The following is an 18,792-nucleotide window of genomic DNA, read 5'->3' as shown; positions in this document are numbered from 1 at the left end:
AAACCCTGTAGGGAGCCAACAAGTTGGCTCCTGCAGAGATGGTTGTGTTCAGTCGACTTTAGGCTTCCCATGACTCGCCAACCGTTCCAGCGCGGCCTTCAGTTTCGGGTCTGTAATGCCCTCTGCCGTCGCCTGGATACTCTCTGCTGCCATTTCTGACAACGTAATCGTGTGTCCAGCGGCCCCTTGTTGCACGGTAGGCGGCTGTACTTTGAACAGGATGCGGGTCAGGTTGGCGAATTCTTCAAACGCTACAAGCTGTCGTTGCAGGCGTTTTTGTTGGTAGCGCAGGCGAGTTGCCCAGTGGCCGTCGGTCACAATCAACAGCAAACTACCTTCACGCCAAGAGGCAACGTGGCAGTGTTCGCGAGCGGCGGGTTGCAGTTGGCTTTCGAGCAGGCGCTGCAAATGGCCAAGGCGTTGAGCGTGGTGGAATATGGCTTTGAGCGGTTTTGCTTCGCGGAGTAAAACGGCGGGTGCCCGGGCTACCAAGGGGCGAAATGCCATGGGGGACACCTCAAGTTACAGAGTCGCCATGTTAGCAGAAAGCACCTCTGCAGCACGGCTAGATGGCTTTTTCCTTAGCTTTCAACGGTACTTTAATACGCCCCTTCATCCGCTAATGGGTTGAAGTCTGCCAGTTCGCCCCTATTGTAAAAATAGCCCCGTTACAGCGCTGTGCCAGCATCGTGGAATAACGCCACTTTCCTCACCACCGTTTCCGGGTAGAATGCTCGTTCGCATGCGGCCATGAGGGCTGCACGGGCGACTCACGGGGCCGCCCTCCATCCCTATGTGTGGAAGATCCTGTCGATATGTTTGCGCCTTTGTTAAAGAAACTTTTTGGAAGCAAGAATGAGCGCGAAGTCAAACGCATGCTCAAGACGGTTCAACTCGTCAATGCATTCGAAGAGCAAATGGTGGCCCTCTCGGACGAGCAACTGCGTGCCAAGACCGAAGAGTTCAAGGCCCGCTTAGCCAAAGGTGAGACCCTCGATAACCTGCTGCCTGAAGCTTTTGCGGTTGCTCGCGAAGCCGGCAAGCGCGTCATGGGTATGCGCCACTTTGATGTCCAGTTAATTGGTGGCATCACCCTGCATGACGGCATGATCGCCGAAATGCGCACGGGTGAAGGCAAGACTTTAGTCGCGACACTGGCGGTTTATCTCAACGCCTTGTCGGGCAAAGGTGTGCACGTTGTTACCGTGAACGACTATTTGGCTCGTCGAGACGCCAACTGGATGCGTCCGCTGTACGAATTTCTCGGTCTGACCGTGGGTGTTGTCACACCTTTTCAGCCGCCAGAAGAAAAACGTGAAGCCTACGCTTCAGACATCACCTACGGTACGAACAACGAATTCGGTTTCGATTACCTGCGCGACAACATGGCTTTCAGCATGGAAGACAAGTTCCAGCGCGAGCTTAACTTCTCCGTAATCGACGAAGTCGACTCGATCCTGATCGACGAAGCGCGTACCCCGCTGATCATTTCCGGCCAGGCTGAAGACAGCTCCAAGCTGTACACCGAGGTCAACAAGCTGATCCCGAAACTCGAGCAGCACATCGAGGAAGTGGAAGGCGTCGTTACCAAAGCCGGGCACTTCACCGTTGACGAAAAAACCCGTCAGGTCGAGCTGAACGAAGCCGGTCACCAGTTCATCGAAGAGATGCTGACTGAGGTCGGTCTGCTGGCAGTCGGCGAAAGCCTTTACTCCGCCCATAACCTGGGCCTATTGACCCACGTTTATGCCGGTCTGCGGGCGCACAAGCTGTTTCATCGCAACGTCGAATACATCGTTCAGGACGGTCAGATCCTGCTGGTCGATGAACACACCGGTCGTACCATGCCGGGTCGTCGTCTGTCCGAGGGCCTGCACCAGGCCATCGAAGCGAAGGAAATGCTCAACATTCAGGCCGAAAGCCAAACCTTGGCATCGACCACCTTCCAGAACTACTTCCGCCTGTACAACAAACTGTCCGGCATGACCGGTACGGCTGACACCGAGGCGTTCGAGTTCCACCAGATCTACACCTTGTCCGTGACGGTCATTCCGCCGAACAAGCCGTTGGCGCGTAAAGATTTCAACGACCTGGTGTACCTGACGGCCGAAGAGAAATACGCCGCCATCGTTACCGACATCAAGGAAAGCCTGGCCCAGGGCCGTCCTGTCCTGGTGGGCACCGCGACCATCGAAACTTCAGAGCACATGTCCAATCTGCTCATCAAGGAAGGTATCGAGCACAAGGTCTTGAACGCCAAGTATCACGAAAAAGAAGCCGAGATTATTGCCCAGGCTGGACGTCCAGGTGCATTGACCATTGCCACCAACATGGCAGGTCGTGGTACTGACATCCTGTTGGGCGGTAACTGGGAAGTGGAAGTTGCGGCGCTGGAAGACCCTACGCCTGAGCAGATCGCCCAGATCAAGGCTGACTGGCAGAAACGCCATCAGCAAGTGATCGAAGCGGGCGGCTTGCACGTGATCGCATCCGAGCGTCATGAATCGCGCCGTATCGATAACCAGTTGCGCGGTCGTGCCGGCCGTCAGGGTGACACCGGTTCAAGCCGTTTCTACCTGTCGCTGGAAGACAGCCTGATGCGTATTTTCGCCTCTGACCGGGTGAAGAACTTCATGAAGGCGTTGGGCATGCAGTCTGGCGAAGCGATTGAGCACCGCATGGTGACCAACGCGATCGAAAAGGCGCAGCGCAAGGTTGAAGGCCGTAACTTCGATATCCGCAAGCAATTGCTGGAGTTCGATGACGTCTCCAACGAACAGCGTAAAGTGATCTACCACATGCGTAACAGCCTGCTGGCTGCGGCGAACATTGGTGACACCATTGCCGACTTCCGCCTCGACGTTCTCAACAGTCTGGTCAGTCAACACATTCCGCCTCAGTCGCTGCCTGAGCAATGGGACGTTTCGGGTCTGGAAGCTGCACTGAATACTGATTTTGGTGTGCAGTTGCCAATTCAGCAGTGGCTGGACGAAGACGATCACCTGTACGAAGAAACCCTACGCGAGAAGCTGTTGCAAGCGCTGCTGGCGGCGTACAACGAGAAAGAAGAACAAGCCAGTGCTGACGCCCTGCGCACGTTCGAGAAGCAGATTCTGCTGCGTGTACTGGATGACTTGTGGAAAGACCACCTGTCAACCATGGATCACCTGCGTCATGGCATCCATTTGCGCGGTTATGCACAGAAGAACCCGAAGCAGGAATACAAGCGCGAGTCGTTTACCCTGTTCCAGGAACTGCTCGATTCGATCAAGCGCGATACCATTCGCGTGCTGTCCCACGTTCAGGTCCGCCGCGAAGATCCGATCGAAGAAGAAGCGCGTATGCGCCAGGATGCAGAAGACCTGGCTCAGCGCATGCAGTTTGAACACGCCCAGGCACCGGGTCTTGAAGCGCCGCAGGCAATCGTCGAGGAGGGCGGAGATGTCGCCGTCGCCGCCGTGCCGGTTCGTAACGAGCAACCGGTTCGCAACGAACAAAAACAGGGCCGCAACGAGCTGTGCTGGTGTGGTTCAGGCAAGAAGTTCAAGCACTGCCACGGCAAAATCGACTAGATTCAGCCTGGCGTTGTATCGATGAGACATCCGCGCCGCGACCGGCATCAGCCGTCGCGGCGTTTTTCAATTGATGAGCCGTACCCCTACGGGCGGCACAGATAGCTTCCAAGGAGCACTCAATGGCTGTTGGTCTTGGTCCTTTGCCGACATTGCACCCGGTACCCGGTTTTGAATTGGGCATCGCCTCCGCCGGCATCAAGCGCCCAGGGCGCAAAGACGTCGTGGTCATGCGCTGTGCTGAAGGTTCTCGTGTGGCTGGCGTGTTTACCCTGAACGCATTTTGTGCAGCCCCGGTGATTCTGGCCAAGCAACGTTTTGAAGGCCCGGTGCGCTATTTGTTGACCAATACCGGCAACGCCAACGCGGGTACCGGTGAACCTGGCCTTGTTGCTGCGACACGCACTTGCGCCAGGCTGGCTGAGCTGGCAGGCGTCGATGCACATGCAGTGCTGCCATATTCCACCGGGGTGATTGGTGAACCCCTGCCGGTAGAGAAGATTGAGAGTGCCTTGCAAGCGGCGCTTGATGATTTGTCTGTGGATAACTGGGCGGCGGCAGCCACCGGGATTATGACCACTGACACCCTGCCAAAAGGCGCCAGCCGCCAATTCCAGCATGACGGCGTGACGATCACCGTTACCGGTATCAGCAAGGGCGCGGGTATGATTCGCCCAAACATGGCGACCATGCTGGGCTACATCGCCACCGACGCCAAGGTCGCGCAGAGCGTGTTGCAAGACCTGCTGCGTGACGGCGCCAACAAGTCGTTCAACCGCATCACCATCGACGGTGACACCTCGACCAACGACTGCTGCATGCTGATCGCCACTGGCACGGCTGCGCTGCCGGAAATCACCGAGGCCAAAGGCCCGCTGTTCGCCGCACTCAAACAAGCGGTGTTCGATGTCTGCATGGAAGTGGCCCAGGCCATCGTGCGCGATGGCGAAGGCGCTACCAAGTTCGTGACGGTCGAAGTCAACGGCGGCGGCACCCATCAGGAATGCCTGGATGTCGGCTATACCGTGGCCCATTCACCGCTGATCAAAACGGCGTTGTTCGCCTCCGATCCGAACTGGGGTCGCATCCTGGCGGCGGTGGGTCGTGCCGGTGTTCCGGACCTGGACGTCAGCAAAATCGACGTGTTCCTCGGTTCCGTGTGCATCGCCAGTCAAGGCTGCCGCGCGACGACCTACACCGAAGAGCAAGGCTCGGCGGTCATGGCTGAGGCTGAAATTACCATTCGCGTCGAATTGGGTCGTGGTGACTGCCGAGAAACCATCTGGACCACCGACCTGTCCCATGAGTACGTGAAAATCAACGCGGAATACCGCACATGAGCCTGCACCTGGTGATTGGCGACAAGCGCTTTTCTTCGTGGTCCTTGCGCCCTTGGTTGGCGCTGGACATGGCGGGCGCAACGTTTACTGAGCAGGTGGTCCTGCTCAACCAGCCGGACACACTGCAAAATATTTTGCAGCACAGCCCGACTGGCAAAGTCCCGTTGTTGAAAACCGAACACGGTAGCATCGCGGATTCGCTGGCAATTGTTGAATACCTGGCCGAACGTTTCCCCGAGGCGCACCTCTGGCCGCAACAGATCGCGCCTCGGGCTCAAGCCCGCTCGGCGTGTGCACAGATGCACTGCGGTTTCACCGCCTTGCGTTCAAACATGGGTTTCGATTTGCGGCGTGACCAGGCGCTCGATGTTATGCCGGCCGAGGTTCAGGCCGACATCGACCGTATCGTCGCGCTGTGGGCCGAGTGCCGAGCGGCCGCTGCGGAGAGCGGGCCTTACCTGTTTGGCCGGTTGAGCCTGGCGGATGCGTTCTTCGCACCGGTTGCAGTCCGACTGCGTACTTATCGGGTAGCGCTGCCAGCCGAAGCGGCGGCGTACGTGGAGACAATTTATAAATGGCCAGCTTTTCAACGCTGGCAGAAAGCAGGTTTAAAGGAAGTGGTTCGGTGAAACGACTGCATGTAGCGGCTGCGGTTATTCGCGGCAATGACGGCAAGATCCTTATTGCTCGGCGTGCGGGGTCCCAGCACCAGGGCGGTTTATGGGAGTTTCCGGGCGGCAAGGTCGAAGCGGGTGAAACGGTCGAAGCAGCGTTGGCCCGTGAACTCTTGGAAGAACTGGGCATCGTCGTGGTCGCTGCGCGTCCGTTGATCAAGGTTCAACACGACTACCCCGATAAGCAGGTGTTGCTCGATGTCTGGGAAGTGTCGGCATTTAGTGGCGATCCCCACGGCGCGGAAGGTCAGCCGCTGGCATGGGTGACGGCCAGGCAGCTGGCTGATTATGATTTTCCCGCCGCCAATCAACCTATCGTCGCCGCTGCGCGCTTGCCTGATCGTTACCTGATCACCCCTGAGGGGCTGGACACGCCAGAGCTGTTACGCGGCTTGCAGAAAGCCATCGCTGGCGGCATCAAGCTGGTGCAACTGCGAGCACCCAACGGCTACAACCCGCAATACCGCGATCTGGCGGTGGATGCGGTAGGTTTGTGTGCGGGCAAGGCGCAGTTAATGCTCAAAGGTCCGCTGGAGTGGTTGGGCGACTTTCCTGCGGCGGGCTGGCACCTGACGGCTGCACAGCTGCGCAAATTGGCAAGCAATGGCCGTCCGTTCCCAAAAGAGCGCTGGTTGGCCGCCTCCTGTCATAACGCCGAAGAGTTGGCCTTGGCTGAGCTGATGGGCGTCGATTTCGTGACCTTGTCGCCGGTGCAGCCGACAAAAACCCACCCGGATGCGTCGCCATTGGGATGGGAGCCTGCATCGCAGTTGATCGCGGGGTTCAGCAAGCCGGTGTTCCTGCTCGGCGGAGTCGGAAACGATGACCGTCAGCGGGCATGGGAAAGTGGGGCACAAGGTGTGGCCGGAATACGCGCGTTTTGGCCTGAGGTTTAGCTAAAAACCAAAACTGACTACGGCTTCGCCGCCGCCTGCCACAAAATCTCTGCAATTCCCTGGCGCTTGGCGATTAACCGCGCAGCGACAAACAGCAAATCAGACAACCGATTTATGTAGGCCAGGCCAACCCCCGTCAGTGGCTCAACAGCATTGAGATGCTGACAGCGACGTTCGGCGCTGCGCGCCAGGCTGCGGCAGACGTGGGCGTGTGCAATCAGCGCCGAACCGCCCGGTAGTATGAAGTTTTCCAGCGGGCCCAATTCGTCATTCCACAGGTCGATAGCGGCTTCGAGGCGCTGTATCTCGGCGTTATTCAGCGCCTGATAAACCGGCATTGCCAGCTCGCCACCCAGGTCGAACAAGCGGTGCTGGCAAGGCTGCAGTACTTCGATCAGCTCACCCAGTCCGGGGCAGCGTGCAACCTGTTCGTTCAATCCAGCCAAGAGCAAACCTAGTTGGCTGTTCAGCGTGTCCACTTCGCCAATGGCTTCGATTCGCGGGTGATCTTTTGGCACCCGGCGCCCATCACCCAGCCCGGTCTCTCCGGTGTCGCCGGTACGCGTGTAGATTTTTGAAAGCCGAAAGCCCATGCCTATAACTCCGAAAGATTCTGTTCCACAACATTGACCGTGCTGCCCGCCAACGGTAAGCGCAGGGTGAAGCACGTGCCCTGGCCGGGGGTCGAGTGCACTTCCATCTGGCCCTTGTGGTTGCTAGTAATAATAAAGTACGACACCGACAGCCCCAGCCCTGTGCCTTGGCCGATTTCCTTGGTGGTGAAAAACGGCTCGAACGTGCGCTTGCGGACATTTTCCGGCATGCCGACGCCGTTGTCCTCGACCTGGATTTCCGCCCATGGCGGGTTTAACCGCGTGCGTAAAATGATACGACCTGGCTCGCCATCATCGATCCGTTGGTGGATGGCCTGGGCGGCATTTTTTAACAAATTCAGCAGCACTTGTTCCAGCTCGTTCGCGGTCCCCGGGACCGGTCCCAGATTGGGGTCGAACTGGCGAATGATCGCCTGGCCCTTGAAGTCGAACCCGATGGTCAGGTCGAAGTCATTGCTGGCGATTTCTACCGCTTGATCGATCAACGCTGGCAGGTCGCAGGGCGCCATTTTCCGGTTGCTCAGCCGACTGAAATTAAGCATGTGGCTGACAATCTTTGCGGCGCGTGCGCCAGCCTGCTGAATGCCATCCAGCAATTGTGGTACTTCCCGGCTCAGCAGGTATTGATTGACCGCTTCCAGCTTGATCCCCGCCAGCTCGGCTTGCTCAAGGTTTTTCGGCAGGTCCGGGGACAGGCGCCGACGAATGTTTTGCACGTTGTGCAGGATGGCACCCAAGGGATTGTTGATCTCGTGGGCCATGCCAGCGGCCAGTCCACCGACCGAGAGCATTTTTTCTGACTGCACCATCATGTCTTCCAGCGACAGCCGTTGAGTAATGTCGTCAATTCGGATTACTACGCCCCGGCCCGCGCCGCCGGTCAATGGATAAAAAGTTAGCGCGTAATGGTGAGGCACGTCGTCCTTGACCCAGGTGACTCGCTCAATCTTGGCCACAATGTGCCGCTCAACGGTGTGTCTGATTTTTGGCAAAAACGCTTTCATAGGCGGGAAAGCGAGAAAGATCGGCTGATTAAGCGCTTCGTCCAACGGTGTGCCGGAAAGGGCGCTGGCCTCTTGATTCCACTGAGTGACGTACAGCTGTTCGTCCAATGCGATTAGCGCGGAGGGCATGGAGTCGATAATGCTGTTCAGATAGTTCTGAAAACCGGTGAGCTTTTTCTCGATCTTGCTTCGCACTTGAACTTCAAGTTCCAGTTTGCGATTGGTGTGGCGGGTTTCCTCCGCCATACCTTGTGCTTGTGAATAGGCGTCTTGTGAATCGTCGCGAGCACGCTTGAGCTGCTGCTCACGGGCTTCGATGCGCGACAACATGGTGTTGAACGCTTCCGCAAGACTGCCGATCTCGTCGTTGTTACCCGGTTCGGCCCGCAGTGCATAGTCCTCTTCGCGAGTCACCTGCCTGGACAGTTCTTCCAACTGATAAATAGGCTCGGTAATCAGCCGTCGGATCTGCCGCGCCACCACCAACCACAGCAAGACGCTGAACACCAGAATCCCGGCGCTGGCGGTAAAAGTACCGGTGTAAAACGCGGTGGGCAGTTCGCTGCTGGCTACCAACAACAAATGCCCCGATTCCTTGCCAGCCTTGGGGATGGAGATCAGTTGGGTGTTGCGAAACTCGGTGAGACGCCACGCTTCGACGCTTTTGAAGCGTTCAGGCAATTTGAGTTTGTCGCCTTGTTGCAGTTGGGCGAGCCGGTCGCCGTTGCTGTCATATAACGCTGCCGCCCGCAGGGGATTGTAATTTTTCAATTCCTTGAGCAAGGATTGAGCGTTTTCGGCCGAGTTCAAGGCCTGGGCGGCGAGGTTGGGATTGCTAATCAGCCGGCCAATGGTCTGCATCGCCTGAGGGGCCATGCTTTCCTGGGAAATGTAATAAGCCGCGCTGATGAAGGTCAGGTTGGCGACCAACAATACGGTGGTCAACAAGACCAGCAAGGCTGCCAGAAGCTTCTGGCCCACCGGTAGGTTTTCTAGACGTTGGCGCAATGGCATCGGGCAAAATCACACGCGATTAAAGAATCCGCAGGGTAACGCGCTGATTGCTCGCTGGGCAATCTGAACCCGATCCGCTGAGCGCTCCTACAGGGTAGGCAGGCCCCGGGCCTGTAAAAATCGGGTCAATCGCGTCTGTAACTGGTTCATGTGCGGCATCGAACATCCGTGCCGCGTCGCAACGGCGCAGGCGTGGCCCAGCAAATAGCTGATTTCAGTGCGTCTGCCGTGAGCAACGTCCTGGTACATCGATGAGTAATTGGCTGAGGTTGCCTGTATGACTCGCTCTACCTCGCTCTGCAGGTCCTGCGCGGCGGCGGGTTGGCCGCAACAGTTCAGCAGGTCGGTCAGCTCGGCGCACAGCATCGCGACCTCGCATTGGTGCGCTTGCAGGCCACCGTTGGTGCAGTGGTGGAGTACGGTCAGAGGATTGATTGCGCAGTTCAGCGCAAGCTTGCGCCAAAGTCGCGTGAGGATATCCGGCGTCCATTGGTGGGGAATGCCGCTGGCGTATAGGTCATCCAGCCAAAGCGGCGGCGTCGGATCACTGGCATCGCCTAGCCACGTATAACCGTGGCCGGCAAACACCACGCGCCAGTCGCTATCGCGAAAAGCGCCTTCAGTGCTTGAGGCGGAAATACAACGCGCCCGGGGGACTTTTGCCGCGACCGCATCCTGGCTGCCAAGGCCGTTCTGTAGCAGGATCAGCTCGGCATTAGCCGTCAGGCGCGGCGCCAGTCGTGTGATGGCGGCTTCTGCGTCATACGCTTTGCAGGCTACCAGCAGGCGCTCGATGGGTTCGTGGGCGTCGATCGTCTGGGCTGGAATTGAAAAAAACTGGTGATGACCTTGTTCGACCAGGGTCAAACCACCGACAGCCTCATAGGCTGCCAACCGTGCGGGGTCGCGCAGTATCAATCGGACCGGTAAACCTGCACGCGCTAAACGTGTGGCCCACAAACTGCCGAGACTGCCGGCGCCTAACACATGCCATTCTGTGGCCATTATCCGATACCCGAAAAGAGCGTCACGAACCCTAAAGCGATGGAATCGAAGTTCAACATGGCAGGCTCGCACGTGAGAGGGGAAAGTCTCGTTATAATGACCACGCATTCATACCGTCAAGTCAGGCGTGCTCCTTCTTCATACCGAGCCGCGCCATTCATCTGGAGAGATTACATGCCCTCGTTCGACGTAGTGTCCGAACTCGATAAACACGAAGTCACTAATGCCGTCGATAATGCCATCAAAGAGCTGGACCGTCGGTACGATCTCAAGGGCAAAGGCACTTTCGAGTTCAAGGAATTAACGGTCAACCTTACTGCTGAGGCAGATTTCCAGCTGGAAGCAATGATCGAAATTCTTAAGTTGTGCCTGCTCAAGCGCAAAATCGACGCGAAGTGTCTTGAAATCAAAGACGCCTTCGCTTCAGGCAAGTTGATGAAGCAAGAAGCGGTTCTCAAAGAAGGCATCGATAAAGAACTGGCGAAGAAAATTGTCGCCCACATCAAAGAAGCCAAATTGAAAGTGCAGGCTGCTATACAAGGCGAGCAAGTGCGCGTCACCGGCAAAAAGCGTGACGACTTGCAAGAAGCAATGGCCGTGCTGCGCGGTCAAGACTTCGGCATGCCGCTGCAATTCAATAACTTCCGCGATTAAGGAGAGATAAATGGATTTGAATAGTCAGGTCGACAATCTGGTCAAGGTTTCCGAGTCCTGGTGGCCGCTGATCCTGCAATACGGCGGCCGTTTTTTATTGGCAGTGGTTACCCTTGGCATTGGCTGGTGGCTGATCAACCTGGTGACCCGCAGGCTGGGTAGCCTGTTGGCACTGCGCAAAGCCGATTTGGCGTTGCAGGGTTTTATCAGCAGTCTGGCCAACATCATTCTGAAGATCCTGCTGGTTGTCAGCGTCGCTTCGATGATCGGCATCGAAACAACCTCATTCGTCGCGGTAATCGGTGCGGCGGGCCTGGCCATCGGTTTAGCGTTGCAGGGCAGCCTGGCGAATTTCGCCGGTGGCGTGCTGATCTTGCTGTTCCGCCCGTTTCGCATCGGTGACTGGATCGAAGCGCAAAGCATCAGCGGTACGGTGGATAACATTCAGATTTTCCACACCGTGCTGCGTACAGGCGACAACAAGACGGTAATCGTGCCCAACGGCATTTTGTCGAATGGCATCATCACCAACACCAACCGTCAGCCCACCCGCAAAGTCATATTCGACATCGGTGTGGACCACGACGCTGACCTTAAGCAAGCGCTGCAAGTGCTGCTGGACATGGCTCAAGATCCACGCGTGCTGCTGGACCCTGCGCCTGAAGCGGTGGTGTCGGCGTTGGGCGAGAACGCGATCACCTTGTCGCTACGGGTTTGGGCCAAGACCGGAGATTACGGCAGTGTGGTGTCGTACTTCAATATTGAGGCCCGCGACAGGCTCAAGGCGGCGAATATCCCCATTCCCGCCCCGCAGCGAATGGTGCGTGTGATGCAGGAAGCGGCAGCGAAGTAGGATTAGCCGTTGGGTCAAACCCATTCGCGAATGAATTCGCCCACAGGGCTTGGCCTTGGCCTGTGGGCCGAATTCATTAAGGAAGCCGGCGGTGCGTTGTCAGGGTTGTTCGCTAACGGGTGTTTCGGTAACTGGCGTTGGCGGGTCGCCCTTGAGCGCTTCGGCTGCCTTGATGCGGCGGGCTTCCTGGGACCAATGAATGGCGATCATTACCAACGTCGGCACCCCCATCAATGCCGTCATCATAAAGAAGTTGTGGTAGCCGAACTTCTCCACCATCACGCCTGAATAACCGCCAATCAAGCGCGGCAGTAACAGCATGATCGAGCTGAGCAAGGCGTACTGAGTGGCTGAGAACTTCAAGTTGGTCAGGCTTGACAGATAGGCGACGAAAGCCGAAGTCGCGAGCCCTGCGCTGAAGTTATCCAATGAAATGGTCACGATCAGCATCTGCAGATTCGCGCCCATGTCAGCCAGCATCAGGAACAGCAGATTGGTACCAGCAGACGCTGCCCCGCCAACAAACAGAATCGGCAAAATGCCGAAACGCACGATCAACAATCCCCCGAACCCGGCGCCAAGCAGGGTCATGGCCAGGCCAAAGAGTTTACTGACGCTGGCAATCTGGTCCTTGGTAAAGCCCTGATCGATATAAAAAACGTTAGCCATGACGCCCATGACTGTGTCCGACATGCGGTACGTGGCGATCAACCCCAGCAGCAAGAATGCCTGCCAGCGATAACGTCCAATAAAGTCATTGATCGGCGTCAGCACTGGGGCAAGCCCGCGTCTGCCAAAGGATGACAAGCACAGCGTGGTCAGTACGACGTACAACAGCGCACGCAGAAACGCGCGGTCCTCCATGAGCAAATCGGACCAGCTTTCGCCATCGAACAGCACGCTGGCGAAGTCTGTGTAGTAAAGCTGGGTAAACATCGCTGGCACCGACACCAGCAGGATAATCAGGACAAACACCGACGCCAGTTGGTGGCTGAAGCCATAACGAGCGGCTGACAGCTGGGTGCGCAACGATACCGGCGATTCACGCATGATCAGCGTGGTGATCAGTGCGGGCAACATCAATAGGCCGAACAGAATGTAGGTCCCGGCCCACGCCGAATGTTTATAGCTGAAACCGGTAGAGCCGAAGCCTTCGGCGATATACAGCGCCCCAGCGGTGGCCAGAAGCGCGGCGATGCGATAGCCGGACATATAACTGGCGGCCAATGCCGCCTGGCTGCTGTCTTCAGCGATTTCCAGGCGATAGGCGTCGATGGCGATGTCTTGAGTCGCGGACGAAAACGCGACCAGTACCGCGATGGCAATTAACCAGGAGAGGTGCTTTTGAGGATCGCAAAACCCCATGCCGATCAAGCCAATCACCACGAGTGATTGCGAGAGTACCAGCCAGGATCGGCGGCGGCCGAGTCGACCAAGAATTGGCAGGCGCCATTGGTCCAAAAGCGGTGACCAGACCCACTTAAAAGCGTATGCCAAGCCAATCAGGCTGGCATAACCGATGGTTTCGCGGGCGACGCCAGCTTCGCGCAGCCAGACCGACAACGTGGAAAACACCAGCATATAAGGCAAGCCGGCGGCGAATCCGAGCAATAACATCACGAGCGCTGACGGTGTGGCGTAAGCGGCGAGCGCGGCGCGCCAGGTTTTACGGGGCATGGGCTGAAGTCTGCCTCAGATTACGAAACAAAGGGCGCACTCTAACCGCTGTGCTCTATCGGACGCCAGCCATGGCGTCGTATATCTACTCGATTATTCGAGACAGTGACCCCTTCCGCTCTCAAGCGGGCACGCTGTTCGTCGCCCGACGCAGTGCCTGCGGGCAAACTGATCCTGCCTCCGGCACCTAGCACGCGGTGCCAGGGCAGGGTGGTGTCATGGGGTAACTGGCTCAGTAGTCGACCAACCCAACGAGCGGCGCGCCCCAAGCCGGCCATGGCGGCCAACTCCCCGTAACTGACGACCTTGCCTTGGGGCACCTGATGAAGGGTCAAGTATAACGCCGTACGCCTAATCTCAGCCGGGCTGGGGTGCGGAGGGTCGTCACAGGCGGTGGGATGTTCGGTCACGACGTTCGTCCTGTTGCGTGGCGTTGGTCGGGTTGTGGGGAACTACAGATGAAGTCTAGGGTCTTTGAAGCAGATTGTCGTCCTTGGGGGATGATGCCCGATTTATCGCCGTACTCGAGTATTGCGGACACCTATGTTGTCGAAAACCTTGCTGTTCCTCGCTATTACCACCGCCTCAACACCGCTTCTTGCAGACACCGTCTGGATGAAAAACGGTGACAAACTCACCGGCAAAATCTCTGTTTTCGACGGCGGTAAATTGTTACTGCAAACCGACTACGGCGGAGCGATCCCGCTTGACTGGAAGCAGATCAAAACCCTGCAAAGCGATCAAAAGCTGCTGGTCAAGCAGGATCAGTACACAGGTGAAGTCGCCAAGTCCTTGCAACCTGCCGAAGACGGCAAGGTGACGTTGGCCAATGGCGAAGCACCTAAGACCGTCGAGCTGTCCAGCATCCAGCAAATGATGAAGCCTAAACCGATCATCACCGATCTGGTCTGGAAAGGTAATGTCGACGCCGCATTGGACTTTCAGCGCGCCGAAAATGATACCGACGATTACAACATCGCCTTCAAAACCTCGGCTCGCCATGGCTACTGGCGCCAGAACGCCAAGGGCGAATACAACCGCGAAACCCAGGACGAAGCCGTCAGTACCAATAACTGGAGTGCTGAGTATTCCATCGACCGCTTCCTCACCGAAAAATGGTTCTGGGAAGGTCGCGTGACGTACAAACGCGACTTTATCGAAGACCTTGCACGTCAGCGCGTAGTGGGTACGGGTCCAGGCTATCAATTCTGGGACGATGAGCTGGGGGCGTTCTCCCTGGGTTCGCTGCTTAACCGTACTGACTATGAATACTCAAATGGCTTGAAAGACAATTTCTATTCGGCCGCGGTCAAGTGGGATTACAACCGCTTGCTGATGGGCAAGAGATTTGAGTTCTTCACCAATGGCGAATTGGGTAAACCGCTCAGTGGCGTTGCCGATTACAGCCTGGATGCCGAGCTGGGATTGCGTTACAAACTCACCGACTGGGCTTCGCTTAACATGAAGGCCGAGAAAAACGTTATCAGCGGCACCTCAGAAGGCGCGCTGAACACAACCCGCTATACCGCAGGCTTTGGCGTGACCTGGTAATAAGCGATCGCGAGCAAGATCAAGCAACGCATAACTTATTGACTTGAAAATAATCTGTAGGTTTTGCGTATGCTGTGCGACAGCGCGGCGTCGAAGACGTGGCGGACCCTTCTACAGTGGTGAGTGTTATGGAGGTCAACCCTTCCAACTGCCACTAATAATTATTATCTTGTCTTGGTGCTGCCAAATTTTCGAGTGCCCGTCAGGTTTCGGCGGACGCTTCATAAGGAATCATTAAGATGAGCGCGAAAGCCGCTAAGCAGGCCCGAGAGCTGTTACTCAAGGAATTTCGCGGCGTGTTGTCCACGCACTCCAAATCAATGCCCGGCTTTCCGTTTGGCTCGGTGGTGCCTTATTGCCTGGACGACCAGGGCCGGCCGTTGATTTTGATCAGCCGGATCGCTCAGCACACCCACAACCTGCAAAAAGACCCCAAGTGCTCGCTGCTGGTGGGCGAGCGTGGCGCGGAGGATGTGCAAGCGGTGGGCCGCGTGACGGTGTTGGCCGAGGCCGAGAAACTTCAGGACGCTGCGGCCATCGAAGCCGCCGCCCAGCGGTATTACCGGTTCTTCCCCGAGTCCCAGAGTTATCACCGTGCCCACGACTTTGACTTCTGGGTACTGGCTCCGGTGCGCTACCGCTTCATTGGCGGTTTCGGCGCGATCCATTGGCTCGATGAAATTGCGTTGGCCAACCCGTTTGCCGGTAAGGCCGAGGCGAGCATGGTCGAGCACATGAATGAAGACCACACCAAAGCCATTGCGCATTATGTGGAATTGACCGGTTTGCCCCAGACTGAGCCCGCCGTACTGGTTGGCGTTGACAGCGAAGGCATGCACCTGCGCATCGGCCATGGTTTACACTGGTTGCCCTTTGCGAAACCCTGCAATACGCCGACACAAGTTCGCGAAGCCTTGGTACTACTGGCCCACGCCGAGAAATGGCCGGTTGAAGAAGCCCAGGAGGCTTGAATTAACATAGCTGCGACGTCACATAGGGTTTATTGGAAGTCATCTTCCGTCGAGGAACTCATTTGATGCGTGTTTTTCTGTTTTTGTTCGTCCTGTTTCCGATGCTTGAGCTGTTTATTCTGATCAAGGTCGGCATGGCGATAGGTTTTTTCCCCACTGTCTTGTTGGTGGTGGCCAGTTCGATGCTGGGTGTCTTCCTGATCCGGGTGGCCGGTTTCGCCACCGCTTTGCGTGCGCGTGAAAGCCTGACGCGCGGCGAGCTACCTGCTCAGGAAATGCTTGAAGGACTAATGATTGCGGTCGGTGGTGGCTTGCTGCTGCTGCCCGGCTTTATCAGTGACGTGCTGGGTGTTATTTGCCTGCTGCCCATCACTCGTCGGGTGTTGGTGGGCAAGTTGCGCAAGCGTGCGCAAGATCAGGCTACGCGGCAACGTGCATTCGCCGATGAGCCCCAGGCCGGTAATGGTTTTGGTCATGCCGGTATTGCGCCCCAGAGCCACCGAGAGCCGGACGTTATCGAAGGTGAGTTCGAACACCGCGACGACAAGCCATAAGCCCTTTGCCTCTTCATCCGTCTTGGGGCGGCCTGTAAGGCTGTCCCGGCGTCTGCTTTCGTTATAACCGTTGTAGTGCATTGCGAAAAAAAATCGGTCTCAAGCCTTGTAATCACCTTGCTCGCCCTTATGTATGGGTCACCGCAAGGTTTCTGGTGGAATCGCCAGACCGTATTCTGCGTTTCGCTTGTCGAACCGCAACCGGCCACGCCGGATGTTGTAACTCACCGGTGTCAGTCACCGGGGCGTTTAAAACCATAATTAGGAGATCGACAATGAAGCTTCGTCCTCTGCATGACCGCGTCGTAATCCGTCGCAGCGAAGAAGAATCCAAAACCGCTGGCGGTATCGTTTTGCCAGGTTCGGCTGCTGAAAAGCCTAACCGTGGCGAGATCCTCGCTGTAGGTACCGGCCGCGTGCTGGAAAACGGCGAAGTACGTGCGCTGGCTGTGAAAGTGGGTGACAAAGTGGTGTTCGGCCCGTATTCCGGCAGCAACACTGTGAAAGTAGACGGCGAAGACCTGCTGGTGATGAGCGAGAACGAAATTCTCGCAGTCGTTGAAGCCTGAGTCTTACCCGCGAATTTCCCATTACTACAAAGTATTTAAGGAATAACGATCATGGCTGCAAAAGAAGTTAAGTTTGGCGACTCGGCTCGCAAAAAAATGCTCACCGGTGTAAACGTCCTGGCTGACGCAGTTAAAGCGACCCTCGGGCCTAAAGGCCGTAACGTTATCATCGAAAAAAGCTTTGGCGCTCCGCTGATCACCAAAGACGGTGTGTCGGTTGCTAAAGAAATCGAACTGAAAGACCGTTTCGAAAACATGGGCGCGCAGCTGGTCAAAGACGTTGCTTCCCGTGCGAACGATGACGCAGGCGACGGCACCACCACCGCTACCGTTCTGGCTCAGTCGATTGTCAACGAAGGCCTGAAAGCCGTAGCTGCCGGCATGAACCCAATGGACTTGAAGCGCGGCATCGACAAGGCGACCATCGCCATTGTTGCCGAGCTGAAGAAGCTGTCCAAGCCGTGCACCGACACCAAGGCAATCGCTCAGGTGGGTACTATTTCCGCCAACTCCGATAGCTCCATCGGCGACATCATTGCCGAAGCTATGGAAAAAGTGACCAAAGACGGCGTTATCACCGTTGAAGAAGGTACTGGCCTGGAAAACGAATTGTCTGTTGTTGAAGGCATGCAGTTTGACCGTGGTTACCTGTCCCCGTACTTCATCAACAAGCCAGACACCATGGTTGCCGAGCTGGACAGCCCGCTGATCCTGCTGGTCGACAAAAAAATCTCGAACATCCGCGAAATGCTGCCAGTTCTGGAAGCAGTGGCCAAAGCTGGCCGTCCGCTGTTGATCGTTGCCGAAGACGTTGAAGGCGAAGCCCTGGCGACTCTGGTTGTGAACAACATGCGCGGTATCGTGAAAGTTGCAGCTGTTAAAGCTCCAGGTTTCGGCGACCGTCGCAAAGCCATGCTGCAGGACATCGCTGTTCTGACTGGCGGTACTGTTATCTCCGAAGAAATCGGCCTGAGCCTGGAAACCGCTACCCTGGAACACCTGGGTAACGCCAAGCGCGTGGTTCTGAACAAAGAAAACACCACCATCATCGACGGTGCTGGCGTTCGTTCGGACATTGACTCGCGTATCGCTCAGATCCGCACGCAGGTAGCAGACACCACGTCTGACTACGACAAAGAAAAACTGCAAGAGCGTCTGGCCAAATTGTCCGGCGGCGTTGCAGTGATCAAAGTCGGCGCCGGTTCCGAAGTTGAAATGAAAGAGAAAAAAGCACGCGTTGAAGACGCCCTGCACGCTACTCGTGCAGCCGTTGAAGAAGGCGTTGTACCTGGCGGTGGCGTAGCGCTGGTTCGCTCCCTGCAAGCCATTGCTGACCTGAAAGGCGACAACGCTGATCAGAACGTCGGTATCGCTCTGCTGCGTCGCGCTGTAGAAGCTCCACTGCGCCAGATCGTTGCCAACTCCGGTGACGAGCCAAGCGTTGTTGTCGACAAGGTCAAGCAGGGTTCGGGTAACTTCGGTTACAACGCTGCTACCGGCGAATACGGCGACATGATCGAAATGGGTATCCTTGACCCGGCTAAAGTGACTCGCTCTGCTCTGCAAGCGGCGTCGTCCATCGCCAGCCTGATGATCACCACCGAAGCGATGATTGCTGAAGTGGTTGAAGACAAGGCATCTGGCGGCGGTATGCCAGACATGGGCGGCATGGGTGGTATGGGCGGCATGATGTAAGCCAGCTTTACCCCTGCGCTAGACTCAAAAAAACCTCGCCTCGTGCGGGGTTTTTTTATGTTTAAAGGACATGCCGGGTCCGCTCGACCGTTAAGTCTGGTCGAACGCGTCCCGACGCCTTAAGCTGCGCCAGCTTCAAAGGCCATAAC

The 18,792-nt window shown here is 56.7% G+C and carries 17 protein-coding genes; 11 read left to right on the top strand and 6 right to left on the bottom strand.

What is annotated here, in order from left to right; genetic code table 11:
- Window positions 1-48: 48 nt before the first annotated feature.
- Complete coding sequence (locus tag JWR17_RS13005; RefSeq protein WP_299832053.1) at window positions 49-507, bottom strand: DciA family protein; 459 nt, start codon at window positions 505-507, stop codon at window positions 49-51.
- A gap of 308 nt (window positions 508-815) precedes the next feature.
- Here JWR17_RS13005 and secA point away from each other — a divergent pair, with 308 nt between their 5' ends.
- The 4 genes from secA to JWR17_RS12985 all read left to right on the top strand — a co-directional run bounded on the left by secA (window position 816) and on the right by JWR17_RS12985 (window position 6,482).
- Window positions 816-3,572, top strand: coding sequence for a preprotein translocase subunit SecA (gene secA, locus JWR17_RS13000; RefSeq protein ID WP_299832051.1), 2,757 nt, complete (start codon window positions 816-818; stop codon window positions 3,570-3,572).
- Between the two features lie 122 nt (window positions 3,573-3,694).
- Window positions 3,695-4,912, top strand: a complete 1,218-nt coding sequence (gene argJ, locus JWR17_RS12995) for a bifunctional glutamate N-acetyltransferase/amino-acid acetyltransferase ArgJ (RefSeq protein WP_299832049.1) — start codon at window positions 3,695-3,697, stop codon at window positions 4,910-4,912.
- Window positions 4,909-5,541: a glutathione S-transferase family protein gene (locus tag JWR17_RS12990; protein WP_299832047.1), complete on the top strand. Its 633-nt coding sequence runs from the start codon at window positions 4,909-4,911 to the stop codon at window positions 5,539-5,541. Before argJ ends, JWR17_RS12990 begins: the two co-directional genes overlap by 4 nt.
- Window positions 5,538-6,482, top strand: coding sequence for a Nudix family hydrolase (locus JWR17_RS12985; protein WP_299832045.1), 945 nt, complete (start codon window positions 5,538-5,540; stop codon window positions 6,480-6,482). Before JWR17_RS12990 ends, JWR17_RS12985 begins: the two co-directional genes overlap by 4 nt.
- A gap of 17 nt (window positions 6,483-6,499) precedes the next feature.
- Here JWR17_RS12985 and JWR17_RS12980 read toward each other — a convergent pair whose 3' ends face one another.
- The 3 genes from JWR17_RS12980 to JWR17_RS12970 form a co-directional block, all read right to left on the bottom strand.
- Window positions 6,500-7,075 carry a cob(I)yrinic acid a,c-diamide adenosyltransferase gene (locus JWR17_RS12980; RefSeq protein ID WP_299832043.1) on the bottom strand — a complete coding sequence of 192 codons (576 nt, stop codon included), beginning with the start codon at window positions 7,073-7,075 and terminating at the stop codon, window positions 6,500-6,502.
- Window positions 7,076-7,077: 2 nt separating this feature from the next.
- Window positions 7,078-9,114 carry an ATP-binding protein gene (locus JWR17_RS12975; protein ID WP_299832041.1) on the bottom strand — a complete coding sequence of 679 codons (2,037 nt, stop codon included), beginning with the start codon at window positions 9,112-9,114 and terminating at the stop codon, window positions 7,078-7,080.
- Between the two features lie 87 nt (window positions 9,115-9,201).
- Entirely contained in the window at window positions 9,202-10,119 is a 918-nt protein-coding gene (locus JWR17_RS12970; protein ID WP_299832040.1) for a putative 2-dehydropantoate 2-reductase, read from the bottom strand.
- 174 nt (window positions 10,120-10,293) lie between these two features.
- On the opposite strand from JWR17_RS12970, the gene JWR17_RS12965 reads away from it, so the two are divergent.
- Both JWR17_RS12965 and JWR17_RS12960 read left to right on the top strand, forming a co-directional pair.
- The gene (locus JWR17_RS12965) at window positions 10,294-10,773 is read left to right on the top strand and encodes a YajQ family cyclic di-GMP-binding protein (protein WP_299832039.1); all 480 of its coding nucleotides are present in this window, start codon (window positions 10,294-10,296) and stop codon (window positions 10,771-10,773) included.
- 10 nt (window positions 10,774-10,783) lie between these two features.
- Window positions 10,784-11,626: a mechanosensitive ion channel domain-containing protein gene (locus tag JWR17_RS12960; RefSeq protein ID WP_299832037.1), complete on the top strand. Its 843-nt coding sequence runs from the start codon at window positions 10,784-10,786 to the stop codon at window positions 11,624-11,626.
- Window positions 11,627-11,725: 99 nt separating this feature from the next.
- On the opposite strand, the gene JWR17_RS12955 is transcribed toward JWR17_RS12960, so the two are convergent.
- Window positions 11,726-13,303 (bottom strand): AmpG family muropeptide MFS transporter, encoded by a 1,578-nt coding sequence (locus tag JWR17_RS12955; protein ID WP_299832035.1) that lies wholly within the window; start codon window positions 13,301-13,303, stop codon window positions 11,726-11,728.
- Window positions 13,304-13,344: 41 nt separating this feature from the next.
- Window positions 13,345-13,713 carry an MGMT family protein gene (locus JWR17_RS12950; RefSeq protein WP_299832033.1) on the bottom strand — a complete coding sequence of 123 codons (369 nt, stop codon included), beginning with the start codon at window positions 13,711-13,713 and terminating at the stop codon, window positions 13,345-13,347.
- 133 nt (window positions 13,714-13,846) lie between these two features.
- On the opposite strand from JWR17_RS12950, the gene JWR17_RS12945 reads away from it, so the two are divergent.
- The 5 genes from JWR17_RS12945 to groL all read left to right on the top strand — a co-directional run bounded on the left by JWR17_RS12945 (window position 13,847) and on the right by groL (window position 18,643).
- Window positions 13,847-14,854, top strand: coding sequence for a DUF481 domain-containing protein (locus JWR17_RS12945; protein ID WP_299832032.1), 1,008 nt, complete (start codon window positions 13,847-13,849; stop codon window positions 14,852-14,854).
- Between the two features lie 239 nt (window positions 14,855-15,093).
- The gene (locus tag JWR17_RS12940; RefSeq protein ID WP_299832030.1) at window positions 15,094-15,825 is read left to right on the top strand and encodes a DUF2470 domain-containing protein; all 732 of its coding nucleotides are present in this window, start codon (window positions 15,094-15,096) and stop codon (window positions 15,823-15,825) included.
- A 65-nt stretch (window positions 15,826-15,890) separates the two neighbouring features.
- Window positions 15,891-16,379, top strand: coding sequence for an FxsA family protein (locus JWR17_RS12935; RefSeq protein WP_299832028.1), 489 nt, complete (start codon window positions 15,891-15,893; stop codon window positions 16,377-16,379).
- A 275-nt stretch (window positions 16,380-16,654) separates the two neighbouring features.
- Window positions 16,655-16,948, top strand: coding sequence for a co-chaperone GroES (locus JWR17_RS12930; RefSeq protein WP_299832026.1), 294 nt, complete (start codon window positions 16,655-16,657; stop codon window positions 16,946-16,948).
- Between the two features lie 51 nt (window positions 16,949-16,999).
- Window positions 17,000-18,643 (top strand): chaperonin GroEL, encoded by a 1,644-nt coding sequence (gene groL, locus JWR17_RS12925; protein ID WP_299832024.1) that lies wholly within the window; start codon window positions 17,000-17,002, stop codon window positions 18,641-18,643.
- Window positions 18,644-18,792: the final 149 nt, after the last annotated feature.

The sequence above is a fragment of the Pseudomonas sp. genome, assembly GCF_028293835.1.
Taxonomy (GTDB): domain Bacteria; phylum Pseudomonadota; class Gammaproteobacteria; order Pseudomonadales; family Pseudomonadaceae; genus Aquipseudomonas.
This window is presented reverse-complemented; position numbering and strand designations above follow the sequence as displayed.